Source organism: Mesorhizobium sp. B283B1A (assembly GCF_020165735.1).
GTDB classification, from domain to species: Bacteria; Pseudomonadota; Alphaproteobacteria; order Rhizobiales; family Rhizobiaceae; genus Mesorhizobium; species Mesorhizobium opportunistum.
The window spans coordinates 200,562-223,746 of the sequence record NZ_JAIUIQ010000005.1 but is presented as its reverse complement, the minus strand read 5'-3'; the positions used below and the strand labels follow the sequence as shown (position 1 = coordinate 223,746).

The 23,185-nt window shown below is 64.5% G+C and carries 21 protein-coding genes; 14 read left to right on the top strand and 7 right to left on the bottom strand.

Annotated features, from left to right (window positions below):
* Positions 1 to 20: 20 nt before the first annotated feature.
* The 4 genes from LB577_RS06175 to LB577_RS06160 are packed head-to-tail and all read right to left on the bottom strand — an operon-like array spanning position 21 to position 4,361.
* Positions 21 to 677, bottom strand: coding sequence for a GntR family transcriptional regulator (locus tag LB577_RS06175; protein ID WP_224685994.1), 657 nt, complete (start codon positions 675 to 677; stop codon positions 21 to 23).
* A gap of 10 nt (positions 678 to 687) precedes the next feature.
* On the bottom strand, positions 688 to 1,998 hold the full coding sequence (locus LB577_RS06170; protein WP_224685993.1) for an aspartate aminotransferase family protein: 1,311 nt from the start codon (positions 1,996 to 1,998) through the stop codon (positions 688 to 690).
* Between the two features lie 6 nt (positions 1,999 to 2,004).
* Entirely contained in the window at positions 2,005 to 3,063 is a 1,059-nt protein-coding gene (locus tag LB577_RS06165) for a phosphotransferase (RefSeq protein ID WP_224685992.1), read from the bottom strand.
* The gene (locus tag LB577_RS06160) at positions 3,060 to 4,361 is read right to left on the bottom strand and encodes an ArgE/DapE family deacylase (protein ID WP_224685991.1); all 1,302 of its coding nucleotides are present in this window, start codon (positions 4,359 to 4,361) and stop codon (positions 3,060 to 3,062) included. Before LB577_RS06160 ends, LB577_RS06165 begins: the two co-directional genes overlap by 4 nt.
* A gap of 176 nt (positions 4,362 to 4,537) precedes the next feature.
* On the opposite strand from LB577_RS06160, the gene LB577_RS06155 reads away from it, so the two are divergent.
* The 8 genes from LB577_RS06155 to LB577_RS06120 all read left to right on the top strand — a co-directional run bounded on the left by LB577_RS06155 (position 4,538) and on the right by LB577_RS06120 (position 13,606).
* Entirely contained in the window at positions 4,538 to 5,185 is a 648-nt protein-coding gene (locus tag LB577_RS06155; RefSeq protein ID WP_224685990.1) for a GNAT family N-acetyltransferase, read from the top strand.
* Positions 5,182 to 7,896: a LuxR C-terminal-related transcriptional regulator gene (locus LB577_RS06150; RefSeq protein WP_224685989.1), complete on the top strand. Its 2,715-nt coding sequence runs from the start codon at positions 5,182 to 5,184 to the stop codon at positions 7,894 to 7,896. Before LB577_RS06155 ends, LB577_RS06150 begins: the two co-directional genes overlap by 4 nt.
* Positions 7,897 to 7,981: 85 nt before the next feature.
* The gene (locus LB577_RS06145; RefSeq protein ID WP_249490929.1) at positions 7,982 to 9,103 is read left to right on the top strand and encodes a class II histone deacetylase; all 1,122 of its coding nucleotides are present in this window, start codon (positions 7,982 to 7,984) and stop codon (positions 9,101 to 9,103) included.
* On the top strand, positions 9,093 to 9,965 hold the full coding sequence (gene urtB, locus LB577_RS06140) for an urea ABC transporter permease subunit UrtB (protein ID WP_224685987.1): 873 nt from the start codon (positions 9,093 to 9,095) through the stop codon (positions 9,963 to 9,965). Before LB577_RS06145 ends, urtB begins: the two co-directional genes overlap by 11 nt.
* The gene (locus LB577_RS06135; RefSeq protein ID WP_224685986.1) at positions 9,962 to 10,948 is read left to right on the top strand and encodes a branched-chain amino acid ABC transporter permease; all 987 of its coding nucleotides are present in this window, start codon (positions 9,962 to 9,964) and stop codon (positions 10,946 to 10,948) included. Before urtB ends, LB577_RS06135 begins: the two co-directional genes overlap by 4 nt.
* On the top strand, positions 10,945 to 11,649 hold the full coding sequence (locus LB577_RS06130) for an ATP-binding cassette domain-containing protein (RefSeq protein ID WP_023777100.1): 705 nt from the start codon (positions 10,945 to 10,947) through the stop codon (positions 11,647 to 11,649). The genes LB577_RS06135 and LB577_RS06130 overlap by 4 nt, the downstream gene beginning before the upstream one ends.
* Before the next feature lie 2 nt (positions 11,650 to 11,651).
* A complete protein-coding gene (locus LB577_RS06125) occupies positions 11,652 to 12,353 on the top strand; it encodes an ABC transporter ATP-binding protein (protein WP_224685985.1) in 702 nt (233 codons plus the stop codon).
* A gap of 83 nt (positions 12,354 to 12,436) precedes the next feature.
* Positions 12,437 to 13,606, top strand: coding sequence for a substrate-binding protein (locus tag LB577_RS06120; protein ID WP_224685984.1), 1,170 nt, complete (start codon positions 12,437 to 12,439; stop codon positions 13,604 to 13,606).
* 47 nt (positions 13,607 to 13,653) lie between these two features.
* Here the strand turns inward: LB577_RS06120 and LB577_RS06115 are convergent, their stop codons facing one another.
* Together LB577_RS06115 and LB577_RS06110 are read right to left on the bottom strand one after the other, a co-directional pair.
* Positions 13,654 to 15,300 carry an acetolactate synthase large subunit gene (locus LB577_RS06115; RefSeq protein WP_224685983.1) on the bottom strand — a complete coding sequence of 549 codons (1,647 nt, stop codon included), beginning with the start codon at positions 15,298 to 15,300 and terminating at the stop codon, positions 13,654 to 13,656.
* Between the two features lie 115 nt (positions 15,301 to 15,415).
* The gene (locus LB577_RS06110) at positions 15,416 to 16,318 is read right to left on the bottom strand and encodes a LysR family transcriptional regulator (RefSeq protein WP_224685982.1); all 903 of its coding nucleotides are present in this window, start codon (positions 16,316 to 16,318) and stop codon (positions 15,416 to 15,418) included.
* Positions 16,319 to 16,420: 102 nt separating this feature from the next.
* Between LB577_RS06110 and LB577_RS06105 the strand changes: the two genes are divergently transcribed.
* From LB577_RS06105 to LB577_RS06095, 3 genes are all read left to right on the top strand, one after another.
* Positions 16,421 to 17,410 (top strand): zinc-dependent alcohol dehydrogenase family protein, encoded by a 990-nt coding sequence (locus LB577_RS06105; protein WP_224685981.1) that lies wholly within the window; start codon positions 16,421 to 16,423, stop codon positions 17,408 to 17,410.
* 195 nt (positions 17,411 to 17,605) lie between these two features.
* Positions 17,606 to 17,893, top strand: coding sequence for a zf-TFIIB domain-containing protein (locus LB577_RS06100; protein ID WP_224685980.1), 288 nt, complete (start codon positions 17,606 to 17,608; stop codon positions 17,891 to 17,893).
* 73 nt (positions 17,894 to 17,966) lie between these two features.
* Positions 17,967 to 18,947, top strand: a complete 981-nt coding sequence (locus LB577_RS06095; protein ID WP_224685979.1) for a Tim44 domain-containing protein — start codon at positions 17,967 to 17,969, stop codon at positions 18,945 to 18,947.
* A gap of 47 nt (positions 18,948 to 18,994) precedes the next feature.
* Here the strand turns inward: LB577_RS06095 and LB577_RS06090 are convergent, their stop codons facing one another.
* Positions 18,995 to 20,092, bottom strand: a complete 1,098-nt coding sequence (locus LB577_RS06090; protein WP_224685978.1) for a lactonase family protein — start codon at positions 20,090 to 20,092, stop codon at positions 18,995 to 18,997.
* A 200-nt stretch (positions 20,093 to 20,292) separates the two neighbouring features.
* Here LB577_RS06090 and LB577_RS06085 point away from each other — a divergent pair, with 200 nt between their 5' ends.
* From LB577_RS06085 to LB577_RS06075, 3 genes are read left to right on the top strand one after another with little or no spacing between them, the layout of a single operon-like run.
* Entirely contained in the window at positions 20,293 to 20,844 is a 552-nt protein-coding gene (locus LB577_RS06085; protein WP_224685977.1) for a MaoC family dehydratase, read from the top strand.
* 2 nt (positions 20,845 to 20,846) lie between these two features.
* Complete coding sequence (locus tag LB577_RS06080) at positions 20,847 to 22,007, top strand: CaiB/BaiF CoA transferase family protein (RefSeq protein ID WP_224685976.1); 1,161 nt, start codon at positions 20,847 to 20,849, stop codon at positions 22,005 to 22,007.
* Positions 22,008 to 22,039: 32 nt separating this feature from the next.
* A complete protein-coding gene (locus LB577_RS06075) occupies positions 22,040 to 23,185 on the top strand; it encodes an extracellular solute-binding protein (protein WP_224686023.1) in 1,146 nt (381 codons plus the stop codon).

The following is a 23,185-nucleotide window of genomic DNA, read 5'->3' as shown; positions in this document are numbered from 1 at the left end:
ACCGTGCCTGGACGCGCGGATCAGTCGGCCGTGCGCAGACTTTCGGAGAGAACCGCGGCAGCCGCCGCGATGTCTTGCTCAAGGGAGGCCCGAGCGGCCGGGCCATTGCGCTGCTCCAACGCGCCAACAATCCTGCGATGCGCCTCGTTCGACTGCGGGATGTAACGGTCGGCCTGCATCAGCAGCTTCAGATAGGGCCCGACCCGACCCCAGAGGTCCCGGATCATGTTCAACAGGATCGGCGCGCCGGCATGCTGGTAGATGGCGAAATGAAAGGCCTCGTTCAACGAGAGATACGCCCTGGCATCTCCCGCATCGATGGCGCGCTGCATGCCGGCGAGCATGGCCTGTACGTCGATCAGGCCGCTTTCGCTCATCCGCGACGCGGCCATCTCACCCGCCAGCCCTTCGACGGCGATGCGGATGCGCGTCAGTTCCTCGAAAGCGGGTGCCGACAGTAAGGGCACGATGACCGAGCGGTTGTTCTGCATTTCGAGCAGGCGCTCGGCGACGAGCCTTTGCAGCGCCTCGCGGATCGGCGTCGTCGATATGCCGAAGGTCTCGGCAAGTTTGCGGATGACCAGTGTCTGGCCCGGGCTGAAACCGCCTGAAATCAACTCCTGCTTGAGAGCGCCATAGGCGCGATCGTTCAGGGTTTGATGTTCGAGCTTCAGCATGCGCGGCCGCTCACCATTGCGACAAGGCGCGATCGAGCGTCTCGGCAAGTTGCTCGGCATTGTCCCTGGCAAACGGCAAAGGCGGCCTGATCTTCAGCACATTGCCGCGCGGGCCGCAGGACGAGATCAGCACGCCGTCCTCGCGCATGGCTTCGACGACCGCCGCTGTCTTGGTGGCGGCCAGCGCCTCGTTCCCCTCCGCCGTCAGTTCGACGCCGAAATAGAGGCCGTTGTGCCTGACGTCGGCGACCATGCCGTGCCGACTCTGCAGCGCGCGCAGCAGCTCCCCGGTGTAGGCGCCGACATTGCGCGCGTTCTCGATCAGCCCCTCGCCTTCGATCACGTCGAGCACGGCGATACCGACGGCGGCCGCCACCGGATTGCCGCCGAACGTGTTGAAGTAACCGGTGTTCGAGCCGAAGGATGCGACAAGCTGCGGCCGCACGATCACCGCGCCCATCGGATGCCCGTCGCCGATCGGCTTGCCCATGGTGACGATATCGGGCTCGATGCCGTAATTGGCGAAGCCCCACATGCCCTGGCCGAGCCGGCCGAAGCCCGACTGGACTTCATCGGCAATGACGATGCCGCCGGCCTTCCTGACGTGATCCGCCGCCTCGCGCATGACAGCCGCATCGGGGAAGAAAATGCCGTCGCTGGAGAAGGCCGAGTCGAGAAGCAGTGCCGCCGGACGGATGTTTTGCGCACGCATATTCTCGATGGCGGCGGCGACATTTTTGGCGAAATCGCGCGCGGCGCGGCCATGGTCGCGAAACGTGTCCGGCGCTGCCACGGTCCGATGCTGCGCGGGCACGCCCTTTGCCCCGACCGCCGCCGGCGATAGCTGCGCGGTGGCGATCGTGGCGCCGTGATAGGCGAAGTCGGTGATGATGACGCCGGTGCCACCGCTGGAATGTTGGGCAATACGGATGGCGAGATCGTTGGCCTCGCTGCCGGTGCAGGTGAACAAGGCGTGCCCGAGATGGGCCGGAAGCATGCCGAGCAGTTTTTCAGCGTAGTCGAGGATGATCTCGCTGAGATAGCGCGTGTGGGTGTTGAGCGTGGCAGCCTGCCCCGACAGCGCCTCGACGACACGTGGATGGCAGTGTCCGATCGAAGCGACATTGTTGTAGGCATCGAGGAATTTGCGGCCCTGCGCATCATAGAGCCAGACGCCGCTGCCGCGCACGAGATGGATCGGGTTGCGGTAGAAGGCGCGGTAGGTCGGGCCAAGCAATCTGGCGCGACGTTCGAGCAACGCGCGCTCTTGCGCCGAAGCGCCGGCATCGGCGGAGGCATCGGCGGGCGAGGACTGGGACACGAGCGTCTACTCCGGATTGGAATGGTCGGTGAAATAGCGGCGGGCCTCAGTGGACGACAGCCCGTCCAGCCGTTCGAGCGACGCCCAGACCTCGGTGATGAGGCGCAGCACATAGTCGCGCTTGGCCGGGAATCGTTCCGCCTGCCAGCTGGCGATGTTGGCAATCAGCGCAAGGCGCGCACGGATCAGATCGAAAAGAATGCCGATCTCTTCAGTTTCCAGCCGCTGCACTGATTGATAACCGGCGACGAAGCGCGCCGCGGGTGCCAGCGGGTGACCTTCCGCCGGCCAGCGGTAGACGGCGCCGATGGCGAGATCGCAGATCAGCGGCGAATGGATCATGTCGCCGAAATCGAGAATGCCTCTGACGACCTCCGGCCGCGAAGCGTCCATCACCACATTGTAGGAATTCATGTCGTTGTGGACGATCTGCGCAGGCAGGCTTGGAATGACCGGCGCCGCATGCTCCTCGAAGGCGTCGATGACGCGCTCGACCATGGCCCGGTGGCGCGCATCGGGGATATGCGCCAGCATCGGCCGGGTCTTGGCGACCTTGCGGATATCCCAGAGCAAGTCGCTGCCGGCCGCCGGATGGAAGAAACCGCGCAGTGCGCGGCCAAGCCGCGCCAGAAAGATGCCGAGATTGCGATCCTGCGCCGCTGAGGTCGGTGAGCGCGAAAGCAGTTGACCGGGCAGATAGGTGACCAGCCGGACGATGCGCGGCGCGGATCCGCCGACGCTGATCGCAAATTGCGCTTCGCCCTCGAGGCTTTTGCGCACCGAGGGGACCGGCAAGGTCGGGTCGACCGCAAGAATGTGGTCGAGTGCCTTGTTCTGGAAATCGGTGAAGCCGGCCTCCTCCGCCGGATGGGAAAACTTGAGGACGAACTCGCCCTCGCCGTCGGTCTGGATGTGGAAATTGTGATCGCGTTCGCCGGGCAACGGACGCGCGCTGCCGGTGATGCCGTAGTGCCGGCGCAAGATGGCAAGCGCGTCTGCGGTGGAAACATCCGGCGCATCCTCGGCGAGCGTTTCGCCGAATGCATCGGGTGCGGCCGCGTTCATGATCTCACCTTCGGATCGATCGGCTCAAGACCGCACCAGTCGGCGATGAACAAGGCAATCGTCTGGGTAACTTTGCGCACCGAGTCCAGATCGACGGCCTCGTCATAGCCATGCGGCATGCGGCAGATCGGACCATAGACGATCGCCGGCGTGTCGGCATAGAGGCCGAAGAAGCGTGCATCCGTTGTCGCCGAGGTGACGTGCTCGGTCAGCGGCTCGCCCCACACGGCGCTATGGCTGCGGCGCAGCACGGCTTCCATCTCGTCGGCGCCTTCCAGCACATAGCCTTCGGCCATGAAGCCGTTGTAGGTCATCCTGGGCGGGCGGTTGGCGAGGAACGGATCGGCACGGGCCGCATCGGCGATGCAGGCTTCGAGCTCGGCCCTGGCTTCTTCAAGCTTCTGGCCGGGATAGGTGGCGACCCGCATCTCGAAGACGCAGCGCGCCGGGACGCTCGATGTCCACTCGCCGCCTTCGATCTTGCCGAGATTGAAGCGGATCGGATGTGGATGACCGCGGAAATGCGGATCATCGACCTTGCGCGCGTTCCAGACGATTTCGAGCTGCTTCAGCGCCTGAATGATAAGGAATGCCTTTTCGATGGCATTGGCGCCAGCGGAAAAGGCCCCCGACGCATGCTGCGGATCGCCGTCGACCTCGACCCTGAACCAGATCGGTCCGACCTGCGCCCGCATCAGCCTGGGCTCCAGCGGTTCGGGTATGAAAGCGGCGTCGGCGCGGTAGCCGCGCTGCAGGCAGGCGAGCGCGCCATTGCCGGTACATTCCTCCTCGACCACCGACTGCAGGAATAATTTCGCGGCCGGCTGGTAGCCGAGGCTGCGCAAGGCGGCCAGCGCGTAGAGACAGGCCGACAGGCCAGCCTTCATGTCGCCGGCGCCCCGACCATGCATCCAGCCATCCTCAATCGCCGGATCGTAGGGATCGCGCAGCCAGCGGTCGAGCGGTCCCGTCGGCACCACGTCGATATGTCCGTTGAGGATCAGAGAGCGACCGGTCGCGTTTCGTGGCGTGTGGGTGGCGACGACATTGAAGGCGTCGTCATACGAAACCGCAACCGGTGAAAAACCCGGCAGGTCGCGAATAGCATCGACATCGACACGCCACATGTCGACCTCGTAGCCATCGGCCTCATAGGCGGCCGCCATGAACGATTGGGCGGCATGTTCCTCGCCGCGCTGCGAAGGAAAGCGCACGAGATCCTGCAGAAACGCGGTCTGCCGGGCGAAGCCCTCGTCGACCGCGCCCAGAATGGCCTCGTCCGAAATTCGCTCAGGCATTATATTCCGCTTTCATCTGAATGGTGTATCATATCTCATATACCGTCTCTCGCAAATGCAAGAGACTGGTGGGGCAAACTTATGACCCACAGGCCGAAACACTTGGCAGGTGAGCGCGGAATTGGCATCAGCTTAGCGCATGCCGGCAAAGCCGCGCGGCGAAAGATCGAGGGCAGATGCTGGTTACCGAAGGCACATTGCCGGATGAAGTCACCGACCTCTCGGCCGGTTACCGGCGCGTGCCGGCCGGCAGGATCATCAATGCGGTGACGTGGATGGAGGCGCGCGCGCCGGTGCCGGGACTTGCCCAACCGCTGGCCATGACCCGGATCACCGAGCCCGACTGCGCCTCCTACCGCGCGATCTTCCTGGAGATCGGGGCTCCCTGGCTCTGGGATCGCGCCGCCGAAATGTCGGATCCCGAAATCGCCGCGCAATTCGCCGACCCACGCCACCATCTCTATTACGGCCATGATGAAGACGGCGGCCATGTCGGCATGGTCGAATTCCGCGTGGCCGACGATGACGAGATCGAGATCACCTATTTCGGCCTGTTCCCCTCCTTGACCGGCCGAGGCTTCGGCAAGCGACTGATGGCCGGCGCACTCGATCAGGCATGGCGCCTCGCCCCCGGCCGCGTCTGGCTGCACACCAGCAGTTTCGATCACCACAGCGTCATCGGTTTCTACCGCGCTTGCGGGTTCGAGCCCTATGCGGCCGGTTTCGAAATCACCGACGATCCCCGGATCAAGGGAACCCTGCCGCGCGAAGCGGCCCCGCAAATCCCGTTGATCGAAACGGAATGGGTGCCCGGCGCCAGATGAGACAGCCTCCGCAACCCGCCAGCCAGGCATCGCCGCATCATCGCCGGTGGGTGCGGCGCGAGAGCATCCTGTCAAGGCTGGAGCGGCATGTCGGCATGCGCATCGTGCTGTTCGCCGCGCCCGCCGGCTTCGGCAAGTCGACAACGATGGCGCAATGGGCCGCGGAACTCGCGCGCCACGGCCGGTTGACCGCATGGCTGTCCTGCGAGGCGACGGACAATGACGAAGGCGCCTTCCTGTCGCATCTGGTGGGGGCGCTGCGCCACCTCGTCCAGAACCCGGCCGAGCTCGACCTCGCCTTCCAGTCGAGCCCGATCCCGCAGCTCGAGGTGGTGCTCTCTGCACTTGTCGCGGGTTTTGCGGCGCGCGACGCGGAGATCACGCTGTTTTTCGACGACTACCACGTCATCGAAACGGAGGCGGTGAAGCGTTTCATGGAGCGCCTGACGCGGCAGGCGCCCGCCAACGTCGCCTTCGTCATCGGTTCGCGCAACCTGCCCGACCTGCAGCTCGGCAAACTCAGGGTGCTTGGCGACGTTTTCGAAATCGGCCCGGACGATTTGCGCTTCGCCTCGTCCGAAGCCGAAGCCTTCTTCAACGACAAGCTGGGCCTGAGCGTCAGCAGCGATACCGTCGAGGCCTTGTGCTCGCGGACCGAAGGTTGGGCCGCCGGCCTGCAACTCGCCTCGCTGTCGCTCAGTGCCGCGCATGCGCCCGAAACCGTCATCGGCAATTTCACCGGCGCCAACCGTAACGTCGCCGACTTCCTGATGGGCGAAGTCTTCCTCGGGCTGCCGCCGGCCCTGGCGAAGTTTCTGCTCCACAGTTCGATCTTCGAGCGCTTCAGCGCCGAAGGCTGCCGGGCAGTCTTGCGCGTGGCGGACGCGGAGGCCGATATCGCCGAGATCGAGACCCGCAATCTCTTTCTCGTGCCGCTCGACGAGGAGCAACGCTGGTTCCGCTACCATCACCTGTTCCGCGACTTTCTCAGTCGTGAAATGGAACGGCGCGCGCCCGAGATGATCGCACCGCTGCACCTGGCCGCCGCCGAATGGTTCGGCGAACGCAAGATGCTGACCGAGGCGATCGGGCATGCGCTTGCCGCCGGCGACCAGGCCCGCGCGGCGGTGTTCATCGAGAACAATGCGCTCGAGCTCATCGCCCAGTGCCAGCTGCTTTATGTGCGCCAGTTGCTGGCGCTGCTGCCGAGAAAACTGGTCGACCAGCGCATCCGGCTGCAACTCGTCGCGTTGTGGCTGGCGGTGCACTCAAGCCAGCCCGAGATTGCCCAGCAGACGCTCGCCAATGCGCGCAAGCTGATCGAGACCGGCCCGACGGACGGCAAGGATCCGGGCACGCTGACCGGCACCACGATCGAGGCCGAAATCGCAGTCCTGGATGCCGCCGTGCACAGCACGCTGGAACGGTTCGAGGACGCACGCGACACCGCCTTGGCCGCCCTGCGCGTCATCGCGCCCGATGCCTGGTTCATGGAAGGCGCGACGGCCAATGTCATCGGCTACAATCTCTACGCACTGGGCGACCTCGAGGGCGCGCGTGCGGCAGCGGACGCCGCGCGCAAGGCGCATGAGCGAAGCGGCAGCCTGCTCGGCGTCACCATCGCCAATTGCTACATGGCGGTGATCGAACGCTCGGCCGGCCGCCTGCCCGCCGCCGAACGGCTGCTGCGCAACACGATCATCGAGGCCAGGACTCGGATCGGCGCCAACTCCTATGCCGAGGCCCTTGCCGGAACGCTGCTTGCCGAACTCGCCTACGAGACCAACGCCTCCGGCGAGGCACTGACGCTGGTCGAGAATCTCGGACCGCTGATCGAGGGCGCCGCGGTCATCGTCTATCCCCTCGCCAGCGTGCCGACCTATGCCCGCGTGCTGCAGTTGACCGGTCGCGCAGACGCAGCGCTCGACATGCTGGAGCGCGTCTACCAGCGTGTGCGCGGCTCCGTCTATCGCCGCCTCGCGTCGGTATTGGTGCATGACCGTATCCGGCTGCTGCTCGACCAGAACCGCGTCGTCGAGGCCCGCGCGCTGCTGAGTGAGCATCGCCGCGAAAGCGCCGAAACCGCGCCGACTCTCGCCAACGAATTTGAGTTCTTCGCCGAGGGCCGGCTGCTTACCGCGGAGAAATCCCACGCAGCGGCGGCGGCGATTTTCGACGCGTTGCTGGAGCGAACGAAAAACAGCGGACGCATGCGCCGCCACATCCTGGCGCTGATCCTGCGCGCCAAGACCGCCGTCCATGACCAGCGCGAGACCGACCGTCACCTCCTCGAAGCGCTGCGCCTTGCACAGCCCTCCGGCTTCATCCGCTCCTTCGTCGACGAGGGCAGGCCCGTTGTGGAAGGGTTGATGCGGCTGCGCGCCGCGCAGGCAAAGACCGACCCTGCCCTGTCGGCCTATGCAACGCGCATCATCGACGCGGCACAGACGATGCCCGTGGCGACACGCAAGCCGGCAGCACCGACGGCCGAAAAAGAACAGCTCACCCAGCGCGAGGCCGAACTGCTGCGCTGCCTGTCTGAAGGCATGTCCAACCGCGATATCGCGGGTGCGCTATCGGTGAGCGAGACGACGGTGAAATGGCATTTGAAGAACATTTTCGGCAAGCTGTCGGTGTCGAACCGCGTGCAGGCGGTGCGCGCGGCGCAGGCGGCCGCGGACCTCCGTCCCCCTCCGAAAGGAGGGGCATGAACATCTGGTGCAGCCCCCTCTTTGGGGTCGGGCCATGGGATCGTTAGCCTGCTAGCGTCGTCCTGCTCCTAGAGGACGATTGCCTATGGCGACAGGTTATGTTTTTCACGAACAGCTGATGTGGCATGACACCGGCTCCAGCGCCGACATGATGCCACCCGGCCGTTTCGTGGAGCCCGGCCGGCACCTTGAATCGCCTGGATCGAAGCGCCGGCTGAACAACCTGATCCAGGTCAGCGGCTTGGCACGCCATCTGGTGCCGATCCTCGCCGAGCCGGTGACAATCGAGGATCTGCTGCGCGTGCACACGCAGCGCCATGTCGACGACATCAGGATGCTCAGCGAGCGCGGTTCCGGTTTCGCCGGCCCGCAGGCGCCGATCGGCCTCAACAGTTTCGACATCGCGCTCCTGTCCGCCGGCACCACCTATGCGGCGATGCGCGCGGTGCTGACCGGCCGCGTCGACAACGCCTATGCGCTGGCGCGGCCGCCAGGGCACCATGCCGAGCCCGACCAAGCGATGGGCAACTGCCTGTTTTCCAACATCGGCGTGTCGGTGCGCCGGCTGCAGCATGAGGGCTTGCTTGGTCGCGCGGCGATAGTCGACTGGGACGTTCATCACGGCAACGGCACCGAGACGGTGTTCTATTCCGATCCGTCGGTGCTCACCATTTCCCTGCACCAGGACAATCTCTACCCGACCGGGCGCGGCGCGCTGGCCGACAATGGCAAGGGCGCCGGCGAAGGCTATAACATCAACATCCCCCTGCCCGCCGGCAGCGGCACGGGCGCCTATGAGGCGAGCTTCGATCGCGTCGTGGCGCCGGCGCTACGCGCCTTCAAGCCTGACCTCGTGATCGTCGCCTCCGGCTTCGATGCGTCGGGATTCGATCCGCTCGGCCGCATGATGCTCAACAGCGAATGCTTCCGGCGCCTTGCCGCGCGCATGGTGGCCCTGGCCGCCGAGACGTCGGACGGACGCCTGATGATGACCCATGAAGGCGGTTACTCCGAGGGCTATGTGCCGTTCTGCGGTCACGCCGTCATCGAGACGTTGGCCAATCACCGGACCGAAGTGGTCGATCCGCTGTCGGACCATATCGACGAATGGGCCGGGCAGGAATTGCAGCCGCACCAGGCTGCGGTGATCGACGCCGCCGAGAGCCTGCTTTCCGGCCTGCGTCAACGCCTCGCAAGTGCTGCCTGACGCGATGGATTTCCTGATCACCACCCTCCTCAACGCGCTGACGCTGATCAGTATCCTGATGCTGGTCGGGCTCGGGCTGGCGATCAGCTTCGGCCTGATGAACGTGACCAATCTGGCGCATGGCGAGTTCGTCACCGTCGGAGCCTTCGCGGTCTATTTCGTTCAGAGCATCGGCGGTTCCTTCTGGCTGGGGCTCGCCGCCGCGCCCGTTGCCGGCGCGGTGGTCGGCTGCATCCTGGAATTCGCCATCATTCGCCATCTCTACTCGCGACCGGTGTCGACCGTGCTTGCCACGTGGGGCGTCAGCCTGATCCTGCAACAAGGCATGGAACTGACCTTCGGTCTCGGCGCCAAGCCGGTGACGCCCCCGATCGAGGGCACGTTCGACCTTTTCTTCACCGTCTATCCGGCCTACCGGCTGGTCCTCATTGCCATCGCCATGCTGACCCTGCTCGGCGTCGTGCTGCTGATTGGCCGAACATCGTTCGGGCTCGACATCCGCACCGTCATCCAGAACCGGGAGATGGCTGAGGGCGTCGGCATCAACACGCGGCGCACCTACGCCATCGCCTTTACCTTCGGCGCGGCCATCGCCGGGCTCGCCGGCGGATTGGTCGCACCGCTGGCGATCGTGCTGCCGCAGATGGGGGTGAACTATCTCGCCAACGCGTTCTTTGTGGTCATCGTCGGCGGCGTCGGCTCGATCGGCGGCCTCGTCGCCGGCAGCGTCTTCGTCGGCGGGCTGACCAGCATCCTCAACTACCAGATCTCGCCATCCCTGGCGCAGGCGATCGTGCTGCTGGCGGCCATCGTCGCCGTGCGGCTGCGGCCCAACGGCCTGTTCAACGGAGCTTCGCGATGATCGCCCGCGATCGCAACTGGCTGCTGATCTTCGCCGTCTGTGTGGTGCTCGCGGTTCTCTATCCGCTCTTCGCCGACGGCTATCAGCTGACGGTGATCCGCGACGCGCTGATCTTCGGTCTGTTCGCGGCGAGCCTCGACTTCTTCTGGGGCCGCACCGGCATCTTGTGCTTTGGCCACGCCGCCTTCTTCGGCATCGGCGGCTACATCATGGCGCTGATCACGCTCAACGACGCCATCGCCTTCGGCAGCCTGCTCGGCATCATGGGCGCGGTGGCAGGGGCAGCCTTCGTCGCGGCCATCATCGGTTACTTCCTGTTCTTCGGCGGCATACGCGGCAGCTACTTCACCATCGTCACGCTGGCGATGGGTGTCATCTGCCAGCAAGCCGCCGTCTCCTGGAGTTCCGTCACCGGCGGCGACAGCGGCTTGATCGGCATCCCGCCGATTGAATTCGATGTTGGCGGGATGCATCTCGATCTCAGCCAGGACCTGCCCTCCTATGTCTTCGTCTCGGCCATCGTCGCTGTGGTGGTGCTGGCGCTGTGGTCGATCGGACGTGGCCGCTGGGGCACGGTGCTGACCGCCATCCAGGACAATGAAGTCCGGGCAGCAGCGCTCGGCCACAACGCACCGCTGCGGCTGCTCGTCACCTTCGTCCTGTCCGCCGCAATCGCCGGGCTTGCCGGTGCGCTCTATGTCCGCATGGCCGGGCTGGTGGCGCCCGATCTTTCCGGACTGCTGCTGTCGACCGAAGTCATCGTCTGGGTGGCGGTCGGCGGGCGCGGCACGTTGCTCGGTCCCGTGCTGGGCGCGATCTTCATCCAGCGTGCGCAGCAGACGATCTCCAGCTTCAACCCGAGCCTATGGCCGCTGCTGCTCGGCTGCGTCTTCGTCATCATCGTCTTCGTCCTGCCGGACGGTATCCTGTCTGTTTACTCGCGGTTGAAGAGCCTGTTCGAGGGCCGGAGGCGCGTGCAATGAGCGATGTCCTGCTCCAGGCCGAAAATGTCGGCATCCGCTTCGGCGGCTTGCAGGCACTGGAAGGATTGAACCTGACGGTGCGCGACAAGGAGCTCCGCTGCATCATCGGGCCGAACGGCGCCGGGAAGAGCACCTTCCTCAATGTGCTGACCGGCACGCTTCGCCCGACCAGCGGCAGCGTGCGATTCCTCGGTCACGACATTGCCGGTCTGCCGCTGCACCGCATCGCCAGGCTCGGCATCGCCCGCAAGTTTCAGATCCCGTCGGTCTTTCCGAGCCTCTCGGTCGAAGACAATCTGAAGGTGGCACGGTGGGGGGTACCCTCGCCGGTTCGCCCGGTCAGTGAGTTGCTGGAACTGGTGGCGCTCGGCGATAGCGCCGCGAGGCTGGCGGGCGAACTGGCGCATGGCCAGAAGCAATGGCTGGAGATCGGCATGGCCCTGGCGATCGAGCCAAGATTGCTGCTGCTCGACGAGCCGACCGCGGGCATGACACCGCAGGAAACCTTGGCAACCGCCGAGATGCTGCTGCGGCTGAAGGGCGAATTCTCGATCGTCGCCGTCGAACACGACATTCGCTTCGTGCGGGCGCTGAACTGCGAGACGCTGGTGCTGCATCAAGGGCGTCGGCTGCGCAGCGGTCCTTTCCACGACATCGAGACCGACGAAATGGTCCGCGACGTCTATCTGGGGAGGCGCTGACCATGCTGCGGACACTTGCCGTCTCGGCCGGCTATGGCCTGCTTCCGGTGCTGAACGGCATCGATATCAGCGTCTCGCCTGGCGAAGTTGTCGGCCTGCTCGGCCGTAACGGCGCCGGCAAGACGACGCTGCTGCGCGTCATCGCCGGCGGCCTGAAGGCGAGCGGCGGCGCCGTGGTGCTCGGCGACCAGGATCTCACCAACGCGCCGGCCTTTCGCAGGGCACGGGCAGGCATCGCCCACGTGCCGCAGGGGCGTGGCATTTTCAACCAGCTGACCGTACGGCAAAACCTGGAAGTCGGCACGCGTGCCGCCAGGGATCGTGGCAACGGCAGCATTCCGGCCGATATCTTCGGCTATTTTCCGATCCTACGCGAACGCGAGGCGCAAATCGCCGGCACGCTGTCGGGCGGTCAGCAGCAGATGCTGGCGATCGGCCGGGCGCTATGCGGCCTGCCCTCGGTGCTGCTGCTCGACGAACCTTCGGAAGGCATCCAGCCGAACATCGTACAAGCCATCGCCGAGCTGGTGCCGCGCATCGCGCGCGAACGCGGCATCGCGATCGTGCTGGTCGAGCAGAATCTCGATCTCGTTCTGAAGGCGGCGGACCGCTGCCTGGTGATGGAAAAGGGCAGGATCGTGCATGAGGGCACGCCGCAAGCGTTCGCCGACGAGACCCTGCTGAAGGATTTGTTGGCTCTGTAAAGGCGCGCCTGATGCGCGCCCAAGATTTTGTTGGCTTTGTAAAGCGTGCATGGGGCGCGCCTGGACTGGAAGGGAACATAACAATGATAAGCAGAAGAACGATCCTGAAATCCGGCGGGGCTGCCGCCGCGCTGGCCATGGTCGGCGCGCCGTCGATCCTGCGCGCCGCCGACACCGTCAAGGTCGGCCTGTCGATCCCGATCACCGGCCTGCAGGCGATCCTCGGCGAGACGCTGCTCAATTGCTACAAGCTCGCCGCGGCCGAGCTCAACGCCGCCAACGGCATTGGCGGCCGCCAGGTCGAGCTGTTCATCGAGGACAACCAGACCACGACCAAGGGGGCCATCGACAAGGCGCGCAAGCTCCTCAACGAAGACAAGGTCGATGTGATCATGGGCACGATCATTTCGCCGGAGCGAAGTGCTACGCTTTCGGTGACCTCGAAGGCCAAGAAGCTGTTCTTCTATCCGACCAATTTCGAAGGTGGCGAATGCAACCGCTACTTCGTCGCCACCGGCCCGATCCCGATGCAGCAGGTCGACCCGATGATGCCGTGGGTGGCCGAGAATCTCGGCAAGACCATCTACGTCATGGCCTCCGACTATGCCTGGCCGCAGAAGATGACCGAGGCGATCACGGCGGCCTATGAGAAGGCCGGCGGCAAGATCATCGGCGCCGACTATTATCCGTTCGGCACAACGGATTTCGGCCCGGCATTCCAGAAGATCAAGTCGCTGAAGCCCGATCTCGTGTGGTCGATGGTGGTCGGCAACGACGCCGTCACCCAGCTCAAGCAGTATCGCTCTTTCGACATCAAGCAGCCGCTGATCGCGCCACTCGACGAGGTCTTCAACAAGGACGCGCTGCCGCCCGGCGTCGCCGCCGGCACCTATGCACCACAGCCTTACTGGATGGCGCTCGACAATCCGGTCAACACGAAGTTCATCGCGAGCTTCCGCGAAAAGTTCGGCCAGGAGAAGATGGTCAACGGCATCGGCGAAGCCGGCTACAACGGCCTGCATCTCTATGCACTGGCCGCCGAGAAGGCCGGGTCGCTGAAGGACGACGATGTGCTCAAGGCGCTGCCGGCGATCGAGTTCGACGCGCCGCAAGGCAAGATCCGCGTCGATGCCAGCAACAACCACACGCTCTGCCATTCCTATGTCGGCAAGGCCGCCGCAGACGGCATCAGCTACGAAATCGTCAAGGATTTCGGGACGATCGCGCCGGTCACGCCTTACTGCAAGCTGTAGGAGCTTCGGCAACGGCTCCAAGCATTCTGACGGCGGCGTTGCCGCCGTCAGCTCGCTTGCGGCGCCGGCAGCCGCTCGCGCAATTCGTCGACGAGCACCCTGGTGTTTTCGGAATAGTCGATGGGCACGACGACGAGATGCACGCCGCCGCCGGTGAAGGCCCGTTCCAGCGCCGGCTGCAAGTCGGCGATCTCGCCAACCCTGGTCCCCCTGGCGCCATAGGCCTCGGCGTATTTGACGAAGTCGGGATTGCCGAAGGTCATGCCGAAATCCGGAAATTCGTCGACCGCCTGCTTCCAGCGGATCATGCCATAGGCGTGGTCTTCAAGCAGCAGAACGACGAGGTTCAGCTTGAGCCTGACGGCGGTCTCCAGTTCCTGGCTGTTCATCATGAAGCCGCCGTCGCCGCAGATCGCCATGACACGGCGCCTGGGATAGAGCAGTGCCGCCATCATCGCCGACGGCAGGCCTGCACCCATGGTGGCCAGCGCATTGTCGAGCAGCAGCGTGTTTGCCATGCGGGTGCGGTAGTTGCGCGCGAACCAGATCTTGTACATGCCGTTGTCGAGGGCGAGTATCCCGTCCGCCGGCATGACGGCGCGGACGTCGTGCACGATGCGTTGCGGCGTGAAGCGATCTTCGGTGGCGCGCGCGGCGATCCGGCTCAAAATGCCTTCGCGCAACGGCAACAGGGCCTGCGCATTGGGGATCTTGCCCTCGATGCGATCGGCAAGCAGTGCCAGCGAAGGGCCGAGGTCGCCGACGATCTCGGCTTGCGGGAAATAGACCTGTTCGACGTCGGCGGTTTGATAGCCGACATGAATGACCTTCGGCCCTCTGGCGCCCATGATAAAGGGCGGCTTCTCGACCGTGTCGTGGCCGATGGTGATGATCAGATCGGCCTGCTCTATGGCCTCATGCACATAGTCTCGTTCCGAAAGGGCTGCCGTTCCGATGTAGAGTTCGGTGCCGCCGGGCACGGTGCCTTTGCCCATCTGGGTGGTGAAATAGGGAATTTGGGTGCGCAGCACGAACTGGGCGACGTCAGGCGTCACGCGCGGCCGCGACGCCGCCGCGCCGAACATCAGCAGCGGACGCTTGGCCTCCATGATCATGCGGGCGGCTCGATCGAGCGCGGTGGCGCTGGCCAGAGGCAACTCGACCGGGTGCGTCGGCACGAGTGCTACCGGCTCGCATTGCGCAGCGGCAATGTCTTCCGGCAGTTCCAGATGCACGGGGCCGGGACGCTCCTCCTGTGCGACACGGAAGGCTTCGCGCACCAGCGAAGGGATCATCTTCGGCGAGACGATCTGGCGCGACAGCTTGGTCAGCGGCTTCATCGCCGCGACGATATCGACGATCTGGAAGCGCGCCTGCCGCGATGACAGGATGCCCTTCTGGCCGGTGATCATGATCATCGGCATCGCGCCGAGCAGCGCATAGGCCGAGCCGGTCGTCAGGTTGAGCGCGCCGGGACCAAGCGTGGTGATGCACACGCCTGCCTTGCCGGTAAGTCTGCCATAGGTGGCGGCCATGAAGGCGGCCGCCTGCTCGTGGCGGGTCAGGATCAGCTGGATCGACGAGCGGCGGATCGATTCGACGATGTCGAGATTTTCCTCGCCCGGAATGCCGAATATCCGGTCGACCCCTTCATTCTCGAGGGCCGCCACGAACAGATCCGAACCTTTGGTCAACTGTCTCTCCCACGATGCGTAGATTCCGCCAGCCATCTTCATATGGCAGGGAAAGCGGCGCCGCAAAGGCCGGAAGTGCGTATTGGCTCCAGGAAAAGCCAACCGCGACGGGCGATCACGCCATCAATTTCGGCAAGGCGGCCGCCAGCGCGTCGACGGCCAGCCGCACCTTGAGCGGCAGATGCGGCGTCTGCAGCCAAAGGGCATGGCAGTCATAGAGATAGCGCGGCTGGTCCGGCAACAGCACCGACAGCGCGCCGGCCCGGATGCGCTCGCGAACCAGCCACCAAGGCAGCCAGGCAATCCCCATGCCGTCGACCGCGGCGTCGGCGATGGCATCTAGGTCGTCGAGCCGCAATCGGCCGGTTGGCATGATCTCCTGAACGGGCTGCCCTTCACGCGCAAACAGCCACGGCTGAACGACCTGGCCGAGCCGGCGATAGACAATCGATTGATGTTCAGCGAGATCCTCGATCCCTCGTGGTTCGTCATGAATTCCGAGATAGGAGGGCGCTGCGCAGACAACCATGCCTTGGCGTGCGACGCGGCGCGCGATCACGCCGGCCTTGTCGTCCAATTCGCCGGTCCTGATGGCCAGGTCGTAGCCATCCTCGGCAAGGTCGGCGAAGCGGTCGCTTAAGGACAGATCGAGTTCCAGCATCGGATATTGCCGCGCCAGTTGCAGCAGCACGGGCGTCACGCAGTGACGACCGAAATGCGCCGGCATGGTGACGCGCAGTTTTCCGCGTGGCTCCGAAAGCTGGTCGGCTGCGAGCGCATCGGCGGCTTCGGCCTCCGCCAGCACTACCCGGCAGCGCTCATAGTAGGCGCGGCCGAAATCGGTCAGGCTCTGGCGGCGCGTGGTGCGGTTGATGAGGCGCACGCCGAGGCGCTCCTCGAGAAAGCGGACGTGCTTGCCGACCATCGGTCCGGACAGATCGAGCGCGACGGCAGCAGCAGCGAACGAGCCGAGGTCGATGGCCCTAACGAAGACAGCCATGCTTTCGAGCCGATCCATATTCGGAACTCCTGGTTTCTACTGCTTTATCTGCACCGCCATTTATCCGCGAGAGCGTTCCCTGCATAGCTCATTCGGTTCAAATGATTTGGAGTATCCCGAATGGCACGTGTTGTCCGCTTCCACCAGCATGGCGGTCCCGAGGTACTGCGCATCGAGGATGTCGACCTTCCCGCTCCGGGTCCGGGCGAGGTGCAGATCCGCGTCAAGGCGCTGGGCCTTAACCGCGCCGAGGCATTGCTGCGTGCGGGAACCTATATCGAGACACCGGCCCTGCCCTCCGAACTTGGCCTGGAAGCGGCCGGCGTCGTCGAGGCGGTGGGCGAAGGCGTCGCGGATTTCGCAACGGGCGATGCCGTCAGCATCATCCCGCCGCAATCGATGGTTCGCTGGCCGGCCTATGGCGAACTGGTCACATATCCCGCCGCGCTCGTCGTCAAACACCCGCCATCGCTCGACTGGCGAACGGCAGCATCCGTCTGGATGCAGTATCTTACCGCCTACGGCGCGTTGATCGACATTGCCAGGCTACGCGGTGGAGATGTCGTCGTCATCACGGCGGCGTCGAGCAGTGTCGGACTTGCCGCGATCCAGATCGCCAACAGTGTCGGCGCGACGGCGATCGCGCTGACGCGCACATCGGCGAAGAAGCAAGCCTTGCTCGAAGCCGGGGCGGCTGCCGTCGTGGTCCTGGCCGAGGCAGACCTGGAGGCCCGGCTAAAGGAAATCGCCGGACCGCCAGGCGTGCGCGTTGTGTTGGATGCGGTCGGCGGCCCGATCTTCGAGCCGCTGACGGCCGCGATGTCGAAGGGCGGCATTCTCATCGAATATGGCGGCCTCAGCCGCGAGCCGACACCGTTCCCGTTGGCTGCGGTCCTGGGCAAGACGTTGACGCTGCGTGGCTATCTGGTCCACGAGATCACCGGCAACCCGGCCAAGCTGGAAGCAGCCAAGGCGTTCATCCTTGGAGGCCTGGAGACCGGCACGCTGAGGCCGATTATCGATAGGACCTTTGCCTTCGACCAGATTGTCGAGGCCCATCGCTATCTCGAGTCGAACGAGCAGTTCGGCAAGATCGTGGTGACGCTCTGAAGAACCGCAACGGCGAACAAATCATTCTCGCTGCAATACCGCCCTTGAAGGCGCGGTCCCGCATTCCTAACTGTTCGGTGCGGGCCGGGCCCCTCTGACGATCGCTTCTGGTGATTGTGATGTCGGACCGCTTTAACGGGCCCGTTTCCATCCTTTTCGGTCAAGCGGGCTCATCCTTCTGGTTTGGAGCCCCATATGACATCTTCCCTTCTTGGTTTGGTCTGCCCCTCCTGCCGCGTCGCGCTCACAATGAGCGAACGCCGGGGTATCGAGATCGATTACTGTCCGCAGTGCCGCGGCGTCTGGCTTGATCGAGGCGAACTCGACAAGATCATCGAGCGTTCGGGCAGGGAGGCGTCGCCCGCGCCGCAGCCGGCGCCATTCTCCCAGCCACAACATGGCCGTGACGACGATTACTCCCGCTCGCAGGGCCACCGCTATCCGAAGCGGAAGAAATCGTTCTTCGAAGAATTGTTCGATTGAGGCATGGCGCCGCCCGGTACCGGGCCGTCATTTGCTGAAAATCTCAAAAACCACATCGATAAGGTCCATCCCGATGATTTCGCGCACAAGCCGATTTGCCGCCCTCTTTGCAGGACTGTTCCTGGCGTTCTCCATGGTCGCGATCGATCATGCCGAGGCCCGTCGCGGCGGCAGTTTCGGCAGCCGTGGCACGCGCACGTTCCAATCGGCGCCCGCGACCAGGACCGCACCGGCGCCGACCGCTCCGGTCGAGCGTTCGATGACACCCAACACCGGTGTGAATAACCCCGCTCGGCAGCCGCAGGCCGGCCTGCAGAGGCCCGGCTTCATGAGCGGCTTCGGTGGAACGATGATGCGCGGCCTGCTGATCGGCGGCCTGATCGGGCTGCTCCTGGGCCAAGGCTTCGGCGGCCTTGCCGGCATGTTCGGTTTCCTGCTGCAGGCCGTGCTCATCGGCGGCGCGATCATGCTGGCTATCAGGTTCTTCCGGTCGCAATCCGCGCGTGGTCCTGCGCTCGCCGGTGCCGGCAATGCCCAGGCTTCGCGGTTTGAGAACCGCGCTACGTCACCGCGGCAATCGGCAGGCTCTTTCACAATCCCCGACTTTGGCGGCGGTTCGGTTGGAGGTTCTCCGGCCGGCGGCTCCGATGAGATCACGCTGGCGCAGAGCGACCTCGACGCATTCCAGCAGCTGTTGACCGATGTCCAGGAAGCATTCGGACGCGAAGACCATGCCGCCCTGCGCCGGGCGACGACTCCCGAGATGGTGTCCTATCTCTCCGAAGAGCTGGCCGACAATGCCCAGAAAGGTCTCAGGAACGAGGTATCGGAGATCACCTTGCTGCAGGCCGACATCGCGGAAAGCTGGCGTGAGGACGACCGCGACTACGCCACGGCCGCATTGCGCTACGAGTCTCGTGACGTGATGCGCGAACGAGCCAGCGGCAAGGTCGTCGAGGGCGACGATGACCACCCGACGGAGACGACCGAATTGTGGACATTCATGCGCGAGAACGACTCGAACTGGAAGCTCTCGGCCATCCAACAGGCCTGAGCCCCGGTCAGTCTTGTCCCAGGCTTCGGGGCGTCGTTACGAGCGGTTCAGCGCACGATCTTGACGCACATCGGCGTGCCGAGCCCGATGGCACGTCCGGTGTCGGCCAGCATGCCGCTGTCGGCGTCGCGAGCAAAGATCGAGATGCGGTCGCCATTCTGGTTGGCCGAGAACAGATGACCGCCTGACGGCGTCAGCGCCAGGTTGCGCGGCGTGGCACCGCCGCAGGGGACATAGCCGACGAGGCTCAGTGCCCCGGTCTGCTGGTCGACCGCCATGATGACGACGCTGTCGTGACCGCGGTTGGAGCCGTAGAGAAAGCGGCCGTCCGGCGAGATCTGGATATCGGCGCAGTGGTTGCTGTCGCGTGCCTCGGCCGGCACCGCCGGTCTGGCGTCGATGGTGGAGAGTTTCCCGTCAGCTCCGTCCAGCGCCATCGACACGACGGTCGAATCCAGCTCGTTCATGACGAAGACGAAACGACCGTTCGGATGGAGCGCGAGATGGCGTGGACCAGCGCCCGGCGGCAACGCGGATTCGGCAAGCTTGCTCAGGCTTCCATCCCGTTCGATCCGGTAGGAAACCAGCCGGTCGATGCCGAGGTCGGCGACGATGGCCGTTCCGCCAGCAATGGTCTCGGTGACGCTGTGGGCGTGCGAGCGTTCCTGCCGTGCCGCATTCGGGCCGGTTCCGTTATGCGAGACACTGGCCAGCGGCGGCGTCAACGCGCCGTCCTTGTCAAAACCATACACGGCAACAGCGCGATCCGGGCCGCCCTCGCCCATGCCGTAATTGGCGACCAGCAGTTTCGTGCCGTCGCGGGTGATGGTGTTGTGGGCGGTGATGCTGCCCAGCGATGGCTGCTTGTTCAGGTAGGTGAGCGTGCCCGAGCCACGATCGAAGCCGTAGGCGGAGACGGTTCCCTCGCGCCAGGTGAAGACTTCCGAATTGGCGTAGATCCGTGTGCCGTCCGGCGTCACCGACAGGAAAGTCGGATTGTCGACGTCATCGGTCTCGGCCAGTTTTCTGGTTTCCAGCGTTTCCTCATCGAAGCTGTAGATGCTGAGGCCGACGCCGCGCGCGCCCTGAAAATAGGGGGCTTCTCGGTTCAGGCTGCCGACAAAGACCAGATGGGTGTTGCTCATGATTTCCTCCCCTGACCGCCAGCGCTCGAGCGCCGCGGGACCGGCCAAAATTTCGCCTGTTCACGCTTGCAACGCAACCCCATATGTGAAAATACTATTTACAAAAGAAGATTGACGGGAGGAGACGTCGTGCATCTCTGCGCCTCGATGCGTGTTCGAACGGTTGCGCGAGGGCTCCTGCGAGATCGCCGGAGCCAGCCATGAACGACTTCGCGCCTACCGTTGGCGTCGCCTCGACGCACCCCAAGAACATGCCAGCCGATCACGCCGCGCTGCCGGTGTGGAACGCCGAGAACTGGTTCTACGAGGATTGGCCGGTCGGCCAGAAGATCCGCTCGTTGCGGCGCACGATGGCGGAAGGCGACAGTCACCTTTTCAACACGCTGGTGCTCGACATCCACCCCTATGTACAGGACCAGATGTTTGCCGAGGACGAAGGCATTTTCGGCAAGCGGCTGATCGCCGGCGCCTTCGTCTTTTCGGCTGGCCTCGGGCTGGTCGCCACCAACTGCGTCAACGCCTTTTCCTATGGCTACGACAAGCTCCGCTTCATAAAGCCTGTCTTCATTGGCGACACGATCTATTCGATCCGCTCCAATCTCGACAAGAAACCCCGCTACAATGAAATGGGGCTGATCCGCGCCAGCTATGAAGTGTTCAAGGGCGAAGGCGAGCTCGTTTTGTATTGCGAGCACCTGCAGACGGTGAAGTACCGCAACCCTGCCGATTTCGCCGGCAAGACGGAGAAATAACAATGCCGGCTTTGGCCGAATTGCCGCTCGCCGGTCTCGTCGTCGTCGACATGAGCCAGTTCCTGTCCGGACCCTATTGCTCGCTCAGGCTGCTCGATCTCGGCGCCCGCGTCATCAAGATCGAGCGCCCGGATGGCGGCGACCTGTCGCGCCGGCTTTATCTCAGCGATACCGAGATCGGCGGCGATTCCACTATCTTCCATGCCATCAACCGGGCCAAGGAAAGCCTCGCCATCGACCTCAAGAACGAGGCCGACCTGAAGGCACTGCGCGGCCTGCTGGCCCAGGCCGACGTGCTGATCCAGAATTTTCGGCCGGGCGTCATCGAGCGGCTCGGCTTCGACTACGAAGCCGTCCGCAAGATCAATCCCCGGCTCGTCTACGCCTCGATCAGCGGCTATGGCGAAGAAGGACCATGGGTCAAGCGGCCCGGCCAGGACTTGCTGGCGCAGTCGCGCTCCGGGGTGATGTGGCTGAACGGCGACGAAGACCAGGGACCCGTGCCGTTCGGCCTTGCCATCGGCGACATGCTGGCGGGCGCGGCCTGCGCGCAAGGCATCCTGGCAGCACTGGTGCGGCGCGGCATTACTGGCCAAGGCAGCCATATCGAAACCAGCCTTTTGGAAGCGCTGGTCGATTTCCAGTTCGAGGTGCTGACCACGCATCTCAATGACGGCCGCCGCCTGCCGCGCCGCTCCAGCTTCCGCAGCGCGCATGCCTATCTGTCGGCGCCTTATGGCGTCTATCCAGCCAAGGACGGCTACCTCGCCATCGCCATGACGCCGATCCCGAAACTCGCTGATCTCTTGTCGCTCGATGAGCTGGCACCCTATCGCGACAAACCGGCATCGTGGTTCACCGCGCGTGACGACATCAAGGCGATCATCGCGCAGCGGATCGCCACCAAGAGCATCGACGAATGGCTTGATATCCTCGAGCCCGCCGACATCTGGTGCGCCAAGGTGCTGACCTGGCCGGAAATGCTGGCCAGCGAAGGGTTCCAGTCGCTCGACATGCTGCAGACGGTGACGCGCGAAGACGATGTCTCGATCCTCACCACCAGTTCGCCGCTCAGGGTCGACGGCATCAGGGCCAAGGTCGATCGGGCGGCACCGCGCATCGGCGAGCACAGTGCCGCAATCCGCCGGGAGTTCGGCCTGTGACCACGCTCACTCTAGTGCCCACCCTCAGGGGCATGACCTGGAGCCATCCGCGCGGCTACGACCCGATGGTCGCCTGCTCTGCTCTCTGGCAGCAGAAGACCGGCGTCGTCATCGAATGGGACAAGCGCTCGCTCCAGGATTTCGAGTCCTTCCCGGTCGAGGAACTGGCGCGCGCCTATGATTTGATCGTCATCGACCACCCGCATGTCGGCCAGATCACGGCGGAGCGTTGTCTCGCGCCGCTGGATGTCGCCGGCCGTGAGGCCGAGCGCGCCGCGCTTGCCTCGGGCAGCGTCGGCCAATCCTATCCAAGCTACAACTGGCAAGGACGGCAATGGGCATTCCCGATCGATGCCGCCAGCCAGGTGCAGGCATGGCGGCCGGACGCACTTGATGCGGCACCGGCGCGCTGGAGCGATGTGCTCGATCTCGCCCGGCAAGGCCGCGTGCTGCTGCCGCTGCGCCCACCCCATGTGCTGATGGCGTTCTACACGCTGGCCGGCAATCTTGGACATTCCTGCGCGACCGATCCATCCCGCGATCTCATCGGCATCGAGACCGGCAGCGAAGTCTTCGAAGCGATGCACGAGATCGCGGCACTGGTCGAGCCGGCTTGCTTCGACATGGACCCGATTGCCGTTTCGGAACGGATGGCTGAAGCCGGTTCCCGCATCGTCTGCGCACCGCTGATCTACGGCTACGTCTCTTATGCGGTCGCGGGCTTTCGCGCGCACCGGCTGGCTTTCGCCGACATTCCGGCTATCGGCTCCAGCGGTCCGATCGGTTCGGCGCTCGGCGGCACGGGCATAGCGGTCTCGGCCTTTTCCAAAGCCAGGGATGCCGCGATCGACTTCGCCTATTGGGTCGCCCTCGGCGATGTCCAGCGCGGTCCCTACGCCGCCGCCGGCGGACAGCCCGGCCACGCCACCGCCTGGGAGGACCGGACGGTCAACGCGGCGGCCGGCAATTTCTATCGCGATACGCGCGCGACGCTGGAAGGCTCATGGGTGCGGCCGCGCCATGACGGCTACATGGCGTTCCAGCAGGCGGCGTCCGAACGCATCCTTTCCGGCATGAGTTCAGGGCACAAAGCCGCCCAGGTCGTTGCCGATCTCAATCGCCTGTTCCGGGAGAGTTCCCTGGCGCAGGTGTCCGGCGCTGCCGGTGGAGGAGCCTGA